Source organism: Streptomyces prunicolor NBRC 13075 (assembly GCF_000367365.1).
Lineage (GTDB): Bacteria > Actinomycetota > Actinomycetes > Streptomycetales > Streptomycetaceae > Streptomyces > Streptomyces prunicolor.
Window position 1 is genome coordinate 134,706 of the sequence record NZ_BARF01000003.1, and the last position, 14,821, is coordinate 149,526.

Annotated in this window: 15 protein-coding genes; 8 read left to right on the plus strand and 7 right to left on the minus strand. The window is 69.4% G+C overall.

The genetic code is table 11. The features are described from left to right. Window positions 1-49: 49 nt before the first annotated feature. On the minus strand, window positions 50-2,005 hold the full coding sequence (locus SPR02S_RS02310) for a YncE family protein (protein ID WP_019055316.1): 1,956 nt from the start codon (window positions 2,003-2,005) through the stop codon (window positions 50-52). A 289-nt stretch (window positions 2,006-2,294) separates the two neighbouring features. On the opposite strand from SPR02S_RS02310, the gene SPR02S_RS02315 reads away from it, so the two are divergent. Then, window positions 2,295-2,816, plus strand: a complete 522-nt coding sequence (locus SPR02S_RS02315) for a hypothetical protein (protein ID WP_245607476.1) — start codon at window positions 2,295-2,297, stop codon at window positions 2,814-2,816. Between the two features lie 25 nt (window positions 2,817-2,841). On the opposite strand, the gene SPR02S_RS02320 is transcribed toward SPR02S_RS02315, so the two are convergent. Next, entirely contained in the window at window positions 2,842-3,747 is a 906-nt protein-coding gene (locus SPR02S_RS02320; RefSeq protein ID WP_019055318.1) for a calcium-binding protein, read from the minus strand. Between the two features lie 365 nt (window positions 3,748-4,112). On the opposite strand from SPR02S_RS02320, the gene SPR02S_RS02325 reads away from it, so the two are divergent. Continuing rightward, window positions 4,113-4,754 carry a hypothetical protein gene (locus tag SPR02S_RS02325; protein WP_019055319.1) on the plus strand — a complete coding sequence of 214 codons (642 nt, stop codon included), beginning with the start codon at window positions 4,113-4,115 and terminating at the stop codon, window positions 4,752-4,754. A 44-nt stretch (window positions 4,755-4,798) separates the two neighbouring features. Here SPR02S_RS02325 and SPR02S_RS02330 read toward each other — a convergent pair whose 3' ends face one another. Further along, window positions 4,799-5,953, minus strand: a complete 1,155-nt coding sequence (locus SPR02S_RS02330) for an acyltransferase family protein (protein WP_019055320.1) — start codon at window positions 5,951-5,953, stop codon at window positions 4,799-4,801. A 240-nt stretch (window positions 5,954-6,193) separates the two neighbouring features. Here SPR02S_RS02330 and SPR02S_RS02335 point away from each other — a divergent pair, with 240 nt between their 5' ends. After that, window positions 6,194-7,732, plus strand: a complete 1,539-nt coding sequence (locus tag SPR02S_RS02335) for a hypothetical protein (RefSeq protein WP_019055321.1) — start codon at window positions 6,194-6,196, stop codon at window positions 7,730-7,732. Between the two features lie 108 nt (window positions 7,733-7,840). After that, window positions 7,841-8,866 (plus strand): NAD-dependent epimerase/dehydratase family protein, encoded by a 1,026-nt coding sequence (locus tag SPR02S_RS02340; protein WP_026150135.1) that lies wholly within the window; start codon window positions 7,841-7,843, stop codon window positions 8,864-8,866. Between the two features lie 6 nt (window positions 8,867-8,872). Here SPR02S_RS02340 and SPR02S_RS02345 read toward each other — a convergent pair whose 3' ends face one another. The 3 genes from SPR02S_RS02345 to SPR02S_RS02355 form a co-directional block, all read right to left on the minus strand. Further along, on the minus strand, window positions 8,873-9,130 hold the full coding sequence (locus SPR02S_RS02345) for a hypothetical protein (RefSeq protein ID WP_019055323.1): 258 nt from the start codon (window positions 9,128-9,130) through the stop codon (window positions 8,873-8,875). A 31-nt stretch (window positions 9,131-9,161) separates the two neighbouring features. Beyond that, the gene (locus tag SPR02S_RS54980; protein ID WP_019055324.1) at window positions 9,162-9,665 is read right to left on the minus strand and encodes a methyltransferase domain-containing protein; all 504 of its coding nucleotides are present in this window, start codon (window positions 9,663-9,665) and stop codon (window positions 9,162-9,164) included. Window positions 9,666-9,876: 211 nt separating this feature from the next. Then, the gene (locus SPR02S_RS02355) at window positions 9,877-10,323 is read right to left on the minus strand and encodes an ATP-binding protein (protein WP_019055325.1); all 447 of its coding nucleotides are present in this window, start codon (window positions 10,321-10,323) and stop codon (window positions 9,877-9,879) included. Between the two features lie 239 nt (window positions 10,324-10,562). Here SPR02S_RS02355 and SPR02S_RS02360 point away from each other — a divergent pair, with 239 nt between their 5' ends. Together SPR02S_RS02360 and SPR02S_RS02365 are read left to right on the plus strand one after the other, a co-directional pair. Next, window positions 10,563-11,846 (plus strand): NsdA family TPR-like regulatory protein, encoded by a 1,284-nt coding sequence (locus SPR02S_RS02360; protein ID WP_106436880.1) that lies wholly within the window; start codon window positions 10,563-10,565, stop codon window positions 11,844-11,846. Then, a complete protein-coding gene (locus tag SPR02S_RS02365) occupies window positions 11,843-12,382 on the plus strand; it encodes a GNAT family N-acetyltransferase (protein ID WP_026150136.1) in 540 nt (179 codons plus the stop codon). Before SPR02S_RS02360 ends, SPR02S_RS02365 begins: the two co-directional genes overlap by 4 nt. A 181-nt stretch (window positions 12,383-12,563) precedes the next feature. Here the strand turns inward: SPR02S_RS02365 and SPR02S_RS02370 are convergent, their stop codons facing one another. Then, on the minus strand, window positions 12,564-12,914 hold the full coding sequence (locus tag SPR02S_RS02370) for an antibiotic biosynthesis monooxygenase family protein (RefSeq protein WP_019055328.1): 351 nt from the start codon (window positions 12,912-12,914) through the stop codon (window positions 12,564-12,566). On the opposite strand from SPR02S_RS02370, the gene SPR02S_RS64640 reads away from it, so the two are divergent. Together SPR02S_RS64640 and SPR02S_RS02380 are read left to right on the plus strand one after the other, a co-directional pair. Then, window positions 12,913-13,233 (plus strand): MmyB family transcriptional regulator, encoded by a 321-nt coding sequence (locus tag SPR02S_RS64640; protein ID WP_245607477.1) that lies wholly within the window; start codon window positions 12,913-12,915, stop codon window positions 13,231-13,233. The genes SPR02S_RS02370 and SPR02S_RS64640 overlap by 2 nt on opposite strands. Before the next feature lie 280 nt (window positions 13,234-13,513). After that, the gene (locus SPR02S_RS02380; RefSeq protein WP_019055330.1) at window positions 13,514-14,632 is read left to right on the plus strand and encodes a beta-ketoacyl-ACP synthase III; all 1,119 of its coding nucleotides are present in this window, start codon (window positions 13,514-13,516) and stop codon (window positions 14,630-14,632) included. The last annotated feature ends 189 nt before the right edge of the window (window positions 14,633-14,821 follow it).

Sequence of the window (14,821 nt, forward strand, 5' to 3'; positions counted from 1 at the left end):
GCGGGGCTGCCCCGCACCCGGTGAACCCCAACGCCTGGGGAAACAGGTACTAGTTGGAGAAGTACAGGTACTTCCAGTCGCTGTACGTCGTCGAGTTGACGCTGTCACCGGACGAACCGTTGATGTACGCGGCCCGGATGCGGGCCTTGATGCCGGACTCGCCGGGGGCGCCGAGGTTCACGGCGGCCTTGCCGTTCGTGCCCAGGCCGAAGTACTCCGAGTCGGAGGAGTACCACTGGCCCTGGTAGTAGACCTGCAGGTCGAGCCGCTCCTGGCGGTTCTTGTAGTAGGTCATCGTCGTCGTGATGATCGGCGCGGAGTTCTTGTGGAACCAGTAGTACGAGGTCGAGCCGATCTTCGCCTTCTTGTAGTGCTTGGTGATCGCGGTGGAGACCTTGACCTTGGCGTACGCCGTGGCCTTCACCGTCTTGGACGCGTTGCGGGCGTCACCGGCGAAGACCGCGCTGACGGCGGTGTCGCGGGTCATGTCCACGGTCACCGTGATGTTGCCGCTGGAGTTGACCTTGCCGGTCTTGACCAGCTTCTTCGGCTTGTCGGCGCCGAAGGGGTCCGAGTAGATCGCGACCGTGCGGTTCTTGTACGTCTTGCCGAGGTGCGCGGTGAACTTCACGTCGGCGCCGTACGCGTACAGCTTGCCGTTGTTGTTCAGGCTCAGGCTCGTCGCCGAGCGGGAGACGGCGACCTTGTCGGAGGCGCTGACCGCCGCGTGCCCGGAGTCGCCCGCGTAGCTCACCTTGTACGTGACCGTGCCGCCGGCCGGCGGGGTGTCCGTGAAGGAGTAGGTGCCGTTCGACTTCACCGTGACGGCGGGCAGCGCCTTGCCCTTCGTGGACTCCAGGTCGGTGCGCGTGACCTGGAGCTTGGCTCCGGCGGGCAGCGCGAACGTCGCCGAGAGCTTGCCGGTGACGGTGAGCTTCTTGGCGCGGGCGGCGGAGGAGGGGGCGTTGACCGTGAGGGTCGGGACGTTCTTCTCGGGGTCGGTCAGCGCCTTGAGGGTGTAGCCGCCGGTGGACGTCTGGGCCAGCACGAAGACGCGGGACGCGTCGGGAGCCCAGGTCAGGTCGGCCGTGCCGTAGGAGCCGACGCTGTACGTGTGGACGGGCTTCGTGCCGCTCGGACGGTACGTCGTGACCGTGTTGCCGCTCGCCTGCGCGACGAATCCGTCCCGGGCGACGTCGGCCCGCTCGGCGGCCGGGAAGGGGCTGGTCGCCTGGGTGAACGTGCCGCCCGCGTAGGCGTCCACCACGTGGCCGTTGACCAGTACCTGGTCCGCGCCGGCGACGAGGTCGAGGTCGGCGATGCCGCTGTTGAGCGTGTAGTCGCCGAAGTACCAGGCGGTGAGCGCGGGCGTGCCGCTCGACACGTCGACCACGGCCATCGAGTCCGTGGAGTCGCCGCCGGTCTGGCCGATGGCCAGGACACCGGGCCGCAGCGGGTCGGTGTCCAGCAGCGCCGGGCCCCAGAGACCCACCGAGGTGCCCTCGGTCGGGAACTGCGTCAGCGTCACCGGGTCGGTGCCGCTCGCCGGGTCCACCGAGGGATCCACGGAACCCAGGTCGCCGTCCCACTGGTCGCCGTAGGTGAACCAGAGCCTGCCCGCGGTGAAGGCGAGGTAGCGCGGGCCGGTGTCGGTGGCCACCGGATAGCGGGCCTTCACATCGAGGGTGGCCGGGTCGAGCGCCACGATCTCGTGCGTGCCCTGGGCCGCCGCGTACAGGGTGCTTTCGTCGTCGGACAGGACCAGGTCGGAGACCCCGCCGATCCCGCCGACCGAGGCGAGGACGTTGCCCGAGTAGTCCGTGGCCGCGACCGTCCCGGCCGAACGGTCGCCGACGAACACCCGCTTGAGGGCGCCGTCCGCGACGAGACCGCCGGGCGCGGCCACGTTGGCGGTCGCGGCCGAGGCCGTACCCGTCGCTACGACGCTGAGCGCCGCCGAGCCGAAAAGGACCGCGAGCGCTGTCGCGGTCGAGATGCTGCGCATCCGCACGTGCTGTTCCCCCCACAAGGAAAACCGGTCCGGGGACCGGGAGTTGAGAGCGCCGCGCAACACCCGGACGTGACCGCGGATGAGAGACGCGGTGACGCGCGGGGCGCGGCTGCTGAGAGCAGCGTATGACATGGCTGTGACATGTGGGAAAGGGGTTAAGAGGTTGGGGAGAGGAGTTGAGGGTTCGGGGAGAGGAGTTGAGGATCTGGGGAGAGGGGATGCGGGGTTGCCGTGTACGCGCGTTGTTTGGGAGGCTCTCGCTCGCCATGACGAGGGGGCGTTGATGAGTGCTGCGGTCGGGCGGCGGCGGGTGCCGGTGTGGCTGGGGATCGGTGTGGTCGTGCTCGCGGCGGTGGGCGGCGGGAGTGCCTGGCTGCTGCGGGACGAGCATCCGTTCGGGGACGCCCGGGCGTGCGCCGGGAGCGACCTGAGGCTGCCGGGCGTGATCACCGCCGGGGGCGCGACGATCCCCACCGACGCGCGCGACGTTCACTACTACACACACAACGGCAGCGCTCAAGTCACCTTCACGAGCGGGCTGGTAGCGGACTACCTGCGCCGCGCGGGCATCGTTCCGGAGGGGAAGGAACTGTTCGACAAGAAGTACGGGGAGCCCGCGGTCGACGACGACGAGCTCGCGCTGCCGGACGGCCTGTGCGGTTCGTCGCTGCGCGAGGCCGCCTGGGCGTATCACTCCACCGCCGCCAACGGCACCGGCGTCGCCGTCACCGTCGAGCAGTCCACGCTCGTCCCCGGCGCGTTCCGCTTCCCGGCCCGGGTCGTGGTCGGCTACACCACGCCCTGAGCCGGTCCCCCGATGTCGGCGTGCGTCAGTTCTGGTGGACGACGTTGCGGCCCGGCCCGCCGGACAGGGTGTCCGTGCCCGTGCCGCCCCACAGCGTGTCGTTGCCGGAGTTGCCGTAGATCGTGTCGGCGCCGGCATCGCCGTAGAGGACGTCGTTGCCCGTGCCGCCGTAGATGAAGTCGTTCCCGGCGCCGCCGTGGATCCTGTCGTTTCCGGTGCCGCCGGTCAGGCTCTGGGCGCCCGCGCCACCGGTGATGACGTCGTTGCCGGCCCCGCCGTCGGCCGCGTCGCCGGTGGTCGAGATGGTGTCGTTGCCGTTGCCGCCCTGGGCGATGGTGCCGGCGGCGGCCTTGAGGGTGTCGTTGCCGTCGTCGCCCCAGCCCACCGAGTACTTGCCCAGGGTGAGGGTGTCGTTGCCGGTGCCGCCCGAGACGTAGTTGCCGTCGACGCTGCCGTCCTCGGTGGCCTTGTCGTTGCCGGCGCCCAGGTCGACCGAGGCGAAGTTGTACGTCTGGTTGGTCTTGTTGTGGTACGCGAGCGTGTCGTTGCCGTTGCCGAGCGTCAACTGCAGGGTGGGGTACGGGTCTTGACTGTCCAGGGTGGTGACCGTGCAGCTGACCTTGGTGTGGTCCGAGGCGCTGGGGTACGAACAGCCCGTGCCCGCCTTGACGGTGACCACGTCGTCGATGACGTACGTGATCTTCTCGGTGCCGGTCACGTGCGTCGCGGTGACGACCACCTTGTTGGCCTGGCCCGCGGCGGCCGTGTAAATGACCTCCTGGCCACCGGAGTTGAGCCCGGCGGTGGCCGGCGCCGTGGCCGCGCCCGCCGTCCCGGCGAGGAACAGCGGGGCGATCAGCGCGGTGCCGAGAGCGAGCGTCAGCGCCGAAGCGGAACGCGTCGTACGGCGACGGGAAGAACGAGAGGACATCGCACAACCTCCGTGGAAAATAAGGGGAGTTGGGGGAAATCGAGGTGACGGAAACCGGTGGATCCGGATTCCGGCACAGCGTCTGACCGTCCCTCCGCGTCCTTGGTTGTGCGTCCTTTCGCACGGGTGCCGTATCCCGGTGAAGTGTCAGCCGTGATTCAGCGCGAATTCATGAACTGGCCCGCAGATTCACTCCAACCCTCACTAAGGACACCTGACAAAAGTGCTGGGCTTGGCCTGGTCGGGCCTGGTGGTGCGCGCGTTCCAACGTATGGATTGTTGAACGATCCTTCAATATGCTGGTTCAACACTGAGTCGTCTGCTTCGCGGACGTGGAACGGCAACCAACCGGAGGGCTGCAGGAGATGAGCTCGTATCAGTTCGAACAGGTCGACGACCTCGGGCGGATCCTGTTCTGCGACGACCCCGCGCTGCAGCTCGAGTGCGTGCTGGGGGGCCTGGAGACCGCGGAAGGCACAATCACCATCCATCCCGCACAGACACCCCGCATGCCCACTGCTCTCTTCGAGTTCAGGCATGCCGTGGGCGTGGGCTACTTCGGGTACGTCGCGCCGAAGGGAGCCTCGCTCGACGAGATACCCGAGGAACCGCAGCTCGAAGGCGCCATCCTGTTCGGCATGAGGCGCCTACCGCCCGACGTCTACTGCGAACTGCCCTCGATCCCCGGATGGGAGCTGCACGAGATACCCGATGAACAGCCAAAACTGGCGCAGAGCTACGGATACACCTACTCCCGGCTGGAACTGCGGACGCCCGACGGCGAGATCTACTCCCGGACCTGGGTCCCGCACGACCCCGAGTGGACAGCCGCCGCCCTGCGTCACGGCTACGTCGTGTGCCTGTGCGGCGTGGAACTGGGGATTCGCGGACTGTACGCGATGACCGACGCCCAGCACACCCCGGGCATGCGCCACGAGTCCTTCCGCCGCGGATGCGCGCTGGGCCTGACCATCGGCGGGATCGTCGCCTACGTCGACCACCGCTGACTCGCGAAACACATTTCGTCAGGAGTCGTAAGGGGTACGAGTGGTCAGGAGTCGTAAGGGGTACGGGCCAGTTCGTCCGCGTCACGACGGAACGCCCACCGCAACTCCGGTTCCATGGCGAAGCGGAAGAGCCGTCGGATCGGCGGGGTGCACAGCGCGGTCACGACGACGGCGGCGACCACGGTCACCGTGATCTCGCCGAGCGGACCCCGCATCCACGAAGTGTCGTACCAGCCCCAGGACTTGGCGCCCTGCGCGACGAACCCGTGCAGCAGATAGCCGTAGAGCGTGCCCGCGCCCAGGGCGGTGAACCAGGTGCGGCGGCGCGGTACCCAGGCGAGGAAGCAGGCGACCAGCAGCGTCGAGCAGGCGAACAGGGCCAGCGTCATCAGGGGCCCTTCCCAGGCGGGCACGCCGAGTTGCTCCGCGCTCCCGTTGTGGAAGAGCCAGGCGTAGTCGAAGCGCGGGACCGACCAGTACGCCACGACGAGCGCGCACCCGAACACCGGTACCGCCAACTGCCGTACCTCCGGCCGCCGTACGAGCTGGAAGTGCTCCGGCTTCAGACACAGACCGAGCACGAAGTACGGCAGGAACTGCAACACCCGTTGCAGATCGAGGTCGTTGCCGATGGAGGGGGAGAGCGTCGCCAGCATCGCGATGACCAGCGCGAGGGGCAGCGGTTGGCGTACGTGCTTCCAGATCGGCGTGGTCAGCCGCCAGACGAACAGCGCCGCCAGGAACCACGTCAGATACAGCGGGTCCAACAGGCTGATGGCGCGGCCGGGTTGGTGGTCGGTCCAGCGTGTGTAGAGCGTGTACGCCGTCTCGAACACGACGTACGGCACGACAACTCCCCCCAGCAGCCGCCTGATCTGCGGCGGGGTCGCCCGGAAACTCCGCGAGAAGTACCCGGAGATCACGATGAACGCCGGCATGTGCACGGCGTAGACAAGCGTGTAGAGCGCGGTGACGCTACGGCTGCTCGACCGCAGCGGCTCCCAGGAGTGGCCGATCGCCACCAGCACGATCGCCAGGTATTTGGCGTTGTCGAAGAAGGGGTCGCGTTGCTTTCCGGGGGTGCGCTCCGACGCGGTGGGCTCCGCCGTGGGGGCGGTGGGGCTGGGGGACGGTCCGGTGTGACCGTGGGCCTGGGTGGCGCCGGGGGGCTCGGCGGAGGCGTTGGGAGAAGCACGCATTCGGCTCGCCTCACCGCTTCACGGCGGTTCAAACATCCCGCGCGCCACTCTTTTCTCACCCATTTCTCGCCCACTTCTCCCCTACTCCTTCCCTATGCCTCCCCACTCCTCCCCCACTTCTCGCCCTCCTCGGGCCCTCTTCAGTTCCCCTCCTTGCCTCCTCTGAGCAGCCTGGCCTGCCGGAACACTGCCGGAGATCGCACAAGCGCCTGCCGCGCCGGCCGAGGCAGAGTTCGGACCATGACCGACGTCCCCGAAGTGATCTGCCGTCCCCGCTCGCCCCGCGCCCTGTGGTTCTGCGTCGCGTTCGCGGCGGCGGGGGTGGTCGCCGCGGTGGTGTGGACGGTGTACCGCGGACCGGACGCGCTGTGGCTGCTGGTCCCCGGCGCGGCGCTCGCCTTCGTCGGTCTCGTGGCGCTCCACCTGGTCACCGCCCGGGTGGACGCCGACGCGTACGGTCTGCGGTCCCGGACGCTGCTGCGCCGCTGGAGCGTGCCGTGGCACGAGGTCGCCGATCTCCAGCTATGGCTGAAGAGCCATTCGCGGGGCGCCCAGAGCCGTCGCGTCAGCGTGCTGCTGCGGAACGGACGCAGACGGACCCTGCCGCTGCCGACGAGCTCGTCCGCCAAAATCCTGGACTTCCACGACCAGTTGGACGCCCTCCGCGCGCTGCACCACCGCTACGGAACCGACGTCCCGGAGTCGGCTTCGGCGAGCGTCCGCGTCATCTCGGACCGTACGGCCGGGCGCTTCCCGGTCGCGGCGGCGGGCTGGTGCGTGACGCTGCTCATCGGGGCGGCCGTGCTGGCGGTGCCCGTGTCGGGCGTCGCGGCGGACCAGCGGGCGTGGGCGGCGGCCGTCCCGTGCACCGCCGCGACGCCCGACGCGGAGCTCGGGGAGTGTCTGACCTACGTGCCGGCGGTGATCGCGCGGACCGACTCCAACCGGTCCAAGAAGATCGGCTGGGTGTACTTCGCCGACAACCGGCCCTTCGAGCGCACCATGGTCTCGCGCGAGGCGGCCGACGGTTTTCACGCCGGGGACAAGGTCCGACTGACCTTCTGGCGCAACGACCTGATGGCGATCACCGGACCGCGGTACGTCTGGCGCGAGCATGTCCAGTCCGCCGGAGACCTGGCCGCCATCGCGGCCCTCGCCGTCCTCGCCGCGGGCTACTCCGGCGCCCGGCTGCTGGTGAGCCTGCGCGGCCGCCGCCTCCCCGGCGACGAAGTCCTGCCCTCCGCCCTGCCGTTCACGCTCGTCCTCGCCGGTACGGCCGTGTGGCTGCTGCCCCTGTGCTACTTCCACCCCACGACCCTGTTCGCCTCCGCCCCGACGATCGCGTGGGCGGCGGCGGGCACACTCGGTACGGCCGCGCTCTTCGGCCGGGCCTGGCGGGCCACCCGCGTCCGCGCACCCCGACCGGCCGAAGTGCCCGCGGAACTCCCCGAGTTGGACGGGGAGGTGTTCCTGTCGGCCCGCTTCCTGGAGCACACCGACTACAACCCGCACGGCTTCGGCACCCACATCGCCCTCGGCGACGGCCCGCCCGCGGTGACCCCGGGCCCGGGCCGCTTCGCGGCACACCGGATCCCGGCGGAACGGCTCACCGTCCGGACGGTACGACGGGTGCGCGGCGAGGACGGCGACACCGTGCCCAGCGGGTGGCATGTCGCCGAACTGGACGACGGGGGGCGGCTGGTGAGGCTCGCGGCGGCGCCGGACGACTTGGCGGTGGTGCTGCGGGAGTTGGGGACGGCTGTGCACGAGCAGTCGTAGACGAGTGTTCTTTGTGTCGGGTCGGCGGACGCAGGGGCCATGGGGTTCCCTCCCACCGCCGGGCGGAGCCTCTTCTCTTGACTCCGGGAGGAGGGCAGGATCTTGACCATGAGGATTCTGGTCATGGGCGGTACGTGGTTCCTGGGCAAGAGCATCGTGGAGGAAGCTCTTCAGCGCGACTGGGATGTGACGACGTTCAACCGCGGCCGGTCCGGGCAGGACGTGCCTGGGGTCCGCGCACTCCACGGCGACCGCACCGAAGAGGCAGACCTCAACCGGCTTGCTGCACAGGGGCCTTGGGACGCCGTGATCGACACGTCCAGTTCCGAGCTTCCGCCACGTGACGTGCGGCTGGCCGCGCAGGCCCTGCGTGATGCGGCATCCCGGTGGGTGCATGTCTCGACGGTGTCGGTGTACGCGGGGTGGCCGCACCAGACGTTGACCGAAGCGTCCGAGGTGCTGGAGTGCCCTTCGGACGCGGACGCGTCCTTCGGCTACACCGGTGCGGACGGTTCGCCCACCAAGTACGGATTCCAGAAGGCCGGCGGGGAGCGGGCCGTCACCGAAGCCTTCGGCGAGCGGGCGGTGTTCCTTCGGCCCGGGGTCATCCTCGGCCCCGGTGAGTACGTGGGGCGGCTGCCTTGGTGGTTGAGCCGGGCCGCCCGTGGCGGATCAGTTCTGGCGCCGGCTCCGGCCGACCGGCGTATCCAGCCGGTCGACGTGCGTGACGTCGCGGCCTTCGCCGTGGACCAGGCAGCCGAGTCCTCCGCGGGTGCCTTCAATGTGGCCCACCCCGAGGGGATCAGTTTCGGTGACTTCCTACTCGCCTGCCTCGCCGTCACCGAGACGGACGGCCGCCCGGTGTGGGTGGAGCCGGACGTGCTCGTCGAGCATGGGGTCCGGCAGTGGACCGAGCTGCCCCTGTGGCGTACCCACACGGGCGTGTGGTCGGTGGACGCCGGTCGGGCGGTGGCGGCCGGGCTTCGGTGCCGCCCGCTGATCGAGACGGTCGCGGACACCTGGGCCTGGCTGCACGCCGATGGCCGCCCCGTAGATCATCCCCGCTGGGCGGAGCACGGGTTGGCCGCAGGGAAGGAGGCCAGGATCCTCGCTGCCCTGGCCTCCGATTCCTGAATCGCCTTATCCCTCCATGGCGGCCAATGCTCCTGCTCTCGCGCCGAGTTGGTGTTGGGCGGCCAGTCGGCTGAAGTGCTCCAGGCGGTCGCCGATCTCATTGGCGAGGGGCGTTCGGCGGAAGCGCTGGTCGGTCAGAGTTCGGCGAACGCGCGCGGTGCGGGTCAGCAGGCCGGTGGCGCGTTGCTCGCCGGGCACGGTCCGAAACCGACCGATCTTCGCGTCACGGCGTTCCGCCCAGTCCTTCAGCGGTTCGTCGTCCATCCTGGCGTTCCTCGCGTCGGTGGTGGCTGTCTCAGGAGGGTAGCGGCCACTGGGGGCCGTTCGGGTTGCCGAGCCAGACCACCTGTTCGTCGTGGGAGACCGTGACGCCGAACTCGGCGCGGTTCGGTGAGCCGTATTTCTCCCAGATGGCGACCGCCGACTCGACCGCGTCCCAGAGATGGCGCGGGCCGCCCTGGCGGACCTGCCAGCCGTTGTCCGTGGCAGTGAGGACGGCGAAGGAATCGGTGACGCTGTCCAGCACGAACGTGGCGGCCGGACCGCCGTCGTCCGGCAAGGAGAAGAACCGGGCGTCCGGCGCCGCGAGTTGTGCCATGAAGGCCGGGCCGGAGGTCGTAAGAACGTCTGGCCCGTACGTGGCTTTCCGCTTCGTTCCGTCGTCGGGCCCCGGGATCACGCCGAGGCTCTCCGGCGCGTCCTGCTGGCGGGCGATCATGAAGCTCGGGTCGTCCTCGCTGAACCAGCCGCTCGCGCTGTCCCCGCTGACGGTGAGCTTGACCAGGCCCAGGGAGCGCATCCACCCACGGAGGGTGGTGAGGATGACACCGCCTGGCAGTCGGGTGTGCAGACCCAGAGCCGGAACAGGAAGCCTCGGTGGCACACGTCGCCCAGCACCCGGCCGCTGGCGCCCAACCGCCTGGCGCAGAAGGCACAGTCCATGGCCATCTGCTGGCGGGGCCTGAGGTGTGCGGTGTCCGGGAGAGGCTGGGTCAACGTGGCCGCGGTGCTCACTCGTCGCCCTCGATGAGGAGTTCGGCCCAGACCTCTTTGCCCCACGGGCGTCTGCCCGAGCCGCGCAGGTCATAGCCCCAGCGGTCGGCGACGGCGTCGATGAGGAACAGGCCACGCCCTGACTCGTCGTCGTCATCAGGCGGACCAAGAACCGGCAGGCGCGAAGGTGCCCGGTCCACCACCCCGACCCGTATCCGTTCCGCGCTCGGCCGCCCGACCATCAGGCGGATCGAGTGGCACGAGGTGTGCCTGACGGCGTTCGCGATCAGTTCCGAGATGATCAGCGCGGCACGGTCGGCGAGGTTGTCGAGGTGCCATACGCCGAGAGCGTCCCGAACGAGCTTGCGGCCGATCTCGGCCGTGGACGGCTCGCAGGGGAAGGTCTGGCTGTAGGCGGGGTGGCCGGTGGGGGCGGCCTGAACTGACGTACTGAGACTCGTCATTGGGCGTGGGGCCTTCGTGTTGTCTCGGCGCCCGGCTTGCCCCCTCAGCAGGTGTCAGGGGCGGCCCGGGCCGGTCAACAGCCGCCCGCACATGGGTGACGGGCAGCCAGCAACCAGACAACTCCCGTCTACGGTGGGTTGGTTAGGGCGATCAGCCAGTCTCCCGGCGCAGCCGCCTAGGGCGATTTGACCTGCCGTTTACCTGGCGGGTGCGGGTTCGTGAGAGCTACCGTGCGGACATGGACACCACGCGCAACACCGCCCTGGAGGCGTGGATGGCCGAACACGGCTACAGCTCCAACAGCCTTGCCGACACGGTGAACAGGGCTTTAGAGCGACTGACCGGGAGACCCGGCGGCCTCGACGGATCATCGGTCCGGGCCTGGAAGGCGGGCCGGGTCAAGTGGCCAAAGTCGGCTACCCGTAAGGCACTTGAGGACGTCAGCGGTCTGCCCACCGTCGCTCTGGGGTTCGTGCCAGGGGGCCGGGCTCGGCCCACCCCAGCCCCACCGCAGCAGGAGGACACCGACATGAAGCGCCGCACCCTCGTCGGCGGCATCGCGGCGGCTGCCGCAGCGGCAGCCGCGCCCGGCACCGCCTCCCCTCGTCGCATCGGCATGGGCGACGTCAACCGCCTGAACAAGCGCTTCGCCGAGATCATCGCCAGCGACCAGCGCCACGGTGGGCAACTCGGCATCGAGCAGCGGGCCGCCGCGCTAGCCGACGAGGCGCTGCACCTCCAGAACGTCGGCAGTGCAACCCAGCGTGTACGCAGCAGCCTCTACGCCTCCGCGGCGGCGTTCCGTTCCTCGGCAATGTGGGCCGCCATCGACGGCCGACGCTACGACCTCGCGAAGGCGCACATGCGTGAGGCCCAGTCGCTCGCTGAAATGTCCGGCGATCAGGCGATCAAGTTCCGCATCTGGAGTCACGCGGGAACCCTGTACCGGCACATGGGCCGACCCGCCGACGCCCTTGCCTCCAACGACGTCGCCCGCAATCTGCACATCACGCGCCGTGACCCCCTGTTCGCTTGCCTGGGGCATGCCCGCCAGGCTGCCACCCTCGGCCTCACCGGCGACACCGCTGCCGTCCGGCATGCCCTTGGTTGTGCTCAGGACGCACTCGAACGCGCCGATCCGGATCTCGCTCGACCGGTATGGATGACTGCGGTCCGCAACGGAGCAGAGCTCGAAACGCTGGCTCTCGCCGCGCACTTCCGCCTCGGGAACTTCGAACAGGCCGAAACGCATGCCCACCGAAGCCTGGCCCTGCTCCACCCCCAGATGCGGCGTGACCGTGCCATCAACACCGCCCGGCTCGCTGCCGCCCAACTTGGGCAAGGCGATATCGAACCAGCCGTCGCCACGGCGATGAAGGTCCCCTCCGACATTGCTGCCCAGCACGCCCGGGTGGGACGCACACTGCAACAGTTCGGGGCTGCGCTGCGCACCACCGCGCCGGGCAACTCCACCGCAAAGGCCTGGGCCGAGCACACCGCAACCTGGAGGACCACCGCATAACCAGGGCGCCCCTCATCAAGCAGCGCACGTTCACCACCCTCGACACCCTCCCGCGCGATCTCCTCGACGTGCGGGCTGGTGTGCGCGCCCCGTTCCTGCACCTGCCGAACTACGCGGTCACCGCATTCGGCGAACGCCTGGACCGACACGGCACCGAGCCGGGGTTCGTAACCGTCCTCGGGTACGCGGACGGGCATCCGGTCGGCTACGCCTACGGCAACACCATCGAGCACGGCGACCGGTACTGGCAGCGCACCAGTCCGGCGCCGGCGGAGAAGTACACCGAGTGTCCTGCTGTGGCCCTGAAGGAGATCGGCGTTCGGCCGGCCTGGCGGAAGACCGGCACGGCCCGTCGTATCCATGACGCCTTCCTCACCGCACGCGAGGAGCCGTACGTCACGCTCATGGTCAACTCGGCGGCTGGGGACGGAAAAGTCCACGCGCTCTACGAGTCGTGGGGATACGAGGACATTGGGCAGAGTCAGCCGTCACCGGCCTCGCCAGTCCTTACCGTGATGATTCGGGCCAGCCACTGACTGTTCCACGAACGAACGAGCTGCACTCCCGATTCACCACTTGCACCGAGGACGGTTCAGCCCGAGGCCAGGGGCCTTTCGGGAGAGCAAGTCGTAGTCAGAAGTCTGGCGGTGGAAGAACCCACGAAGGGACTGGCGAGCGTCTTGGCGGGCGGCGGCTGCCTCGCCGGTTACTACTCGTCTAGCTCTCCTTGGGCCCCGCCTGCTGCACCACCTCGAACGTCCACAGCGTCGAGTCCGTCGCGGCAGGCCTCGGCCGCTCACCCTGCGGGGAACCCTGCGCGCCGCCCTCCTGAGGCGCTCCCCGGTGCGCGGCCTGCCCCATCCCGGACATCCAGTTCTGGAAGTCCTCCTCGGCGCGCCAGCGCGTGTAGACGAGGTAGGTGTCGGTGCCCTCGACGGGCCGGAGCAGCTCGAACCACTCGAAACCGTCCGAACCGTCCACCGTCCCGGCCCGGTTCGCGAACCGCTTCTCCAGCGTCTCGCGCTGCTCCTCGGGAACGGTGAGTACGTTGATCTTGACGATGCTCATGGCCCCATTCTCACAGTCGCCGTCGGCTCGGTTCCGTCGTGGGTCACCCGGCGGACCAGGTCCACCCAGGTGGCCTGGAGACGAGCGACCCCCTCGTCGGCGTACGCGGGGGCTGCGCCGCGAGGAGGTCGCCCAGCGCTACGGCGAGAGCAAGACGATCCTCCATCCCGCCCTCGGCCGAATCGACGTGGACGCCCAGGTCCTGTTCACCGAGAACCGCGCGCAGACCCTGGTGGTCATGATCGCCCGCCCCGGCACGGAGAGCCAGGGCAAGCTCGAACTCCTCTCCGTCATAGGGCAGCAGCAGCTCACGCCCTGAACTCACTCCGCAGCGCGCCGGGTTCGCCCGTCCGCCCCGAACTGACATGACACCGGGGGCGGTTGTGCGTCGAACGGCCGCCTCCAACCGCCCCATTCGGGTGATCTAGGAGCGACATAACAGACGTAACGTTTCCTCACTTCGCTCCCTGAGCTGCGCTTTTGTCGAAAACGGGCCCGAACTGCTCACGTGTTCGAATCGCGTCACGCCCCCGCCCCGATCTTGATCCGATCTACAGTCGTGCACGCTCGTCCAAGATCACTTCCCCATCGAGGCGTGTGTGACCTTCCGACTGCCCAGCGCAGCCCCGCTCTTGAGAACGCCGCAGACGGCCGTCCTCGAGGGCATCGCCGGTTTCGTCCCCCCGGACGCCGTGCCGAACCACGCCCTGCCCGCCGCGTGGGACGTCGACGACGCCTGGGTCCGCAGACGCACCGGCATCGGCGAACGCCGCCGCGCGGCACCGGGCGTGACCACCGGCGACCTCGCGGTTGAAGCGGCAGGCCGGGCACTCGCGGTCGCCGGCCGACCCCTCGTCGACGCCGTGATCGTCGCCACCTCCACCCCCGACCGGCCGATGCCCGCCATGGCACCCCGCCTGGCCACCCGCCTCGGCCTCGGCGAGATCGCCGCGTGGGACGTCTCCGCCGCGTGCAGCGGTTTCGTCTACGGCCTCGCCGCCGCCCTCGGCACCCTGACCTCGGGGTGTGCCGACCGGGTCCTGCTGGTCGCGGCCGAGGTGTACTCGACGCTGCTCGACCCGCAGGATCGTTCCGCCGGAATCGTGTTCGGGGACGGCGCCGCCGCGGTGGTGCTACGGCGCGGTGAGCGGGCGGAGTTGGGCGGAGTGCTGGCGCTGGATCTTGGCAGTGATGGCTCGGGTGACCAGCTGATCCAGGTGGCCGGTGGTGGTGCGCAGGAGCGCTCCCGGCCCGGTGAATTCGGGCCGGGCGACCGTTACTTCCGTATGCGGGGGCATGAGGTGTTCCAGCATGCGGTGACCCGTATGACCCAGTCCGCCCACACCGTGCTCAAGCGCGCGGACTGGGCGGCCGAGGATGTGGACAGGTTCTGCGCCCATCAGGCGAACGCCCGCATCCTGTCCGCCGTCGGCGACCGCATCCCGCTCCCCGGCGAACGGCATGTCACCAACATCGCGCGCGTCGGCAACACCGGCGCCGCGTCCATCCCGTTGGCCCTGGCCGACGCCGCCGCGCGGGGTGAACTCCGGGCGGGGGAGCGGCTGTTGCTGACCGCATTCGGCGCCGGACTCACCTGGGGCTCGGCGGCCCTGGTGTGGCCGGAACTGCCGACCGTGCCGCACATCGACACAGATGCCGTGGCCGTACTGCCCGCCGTACCCGCTGCCGACCCGGCCCTGCGGACCCAGATCGCCTGAGGCCGACCTCACCTGGACCGACCTCGCTTGAGACCAGCATCGCCTGAGACCGACCCCACCTGACACCAAGCTCGCCCAAGACCGACCTCGCCCGTCCCCGGGTGTGCCCGTCGCTTGTCCTCCCCCGGCGTTTGCCCTGCAAAAAACAGGTCGGACGACTTGGTTCCGGAAACGTTCCTGCCCCTGAGC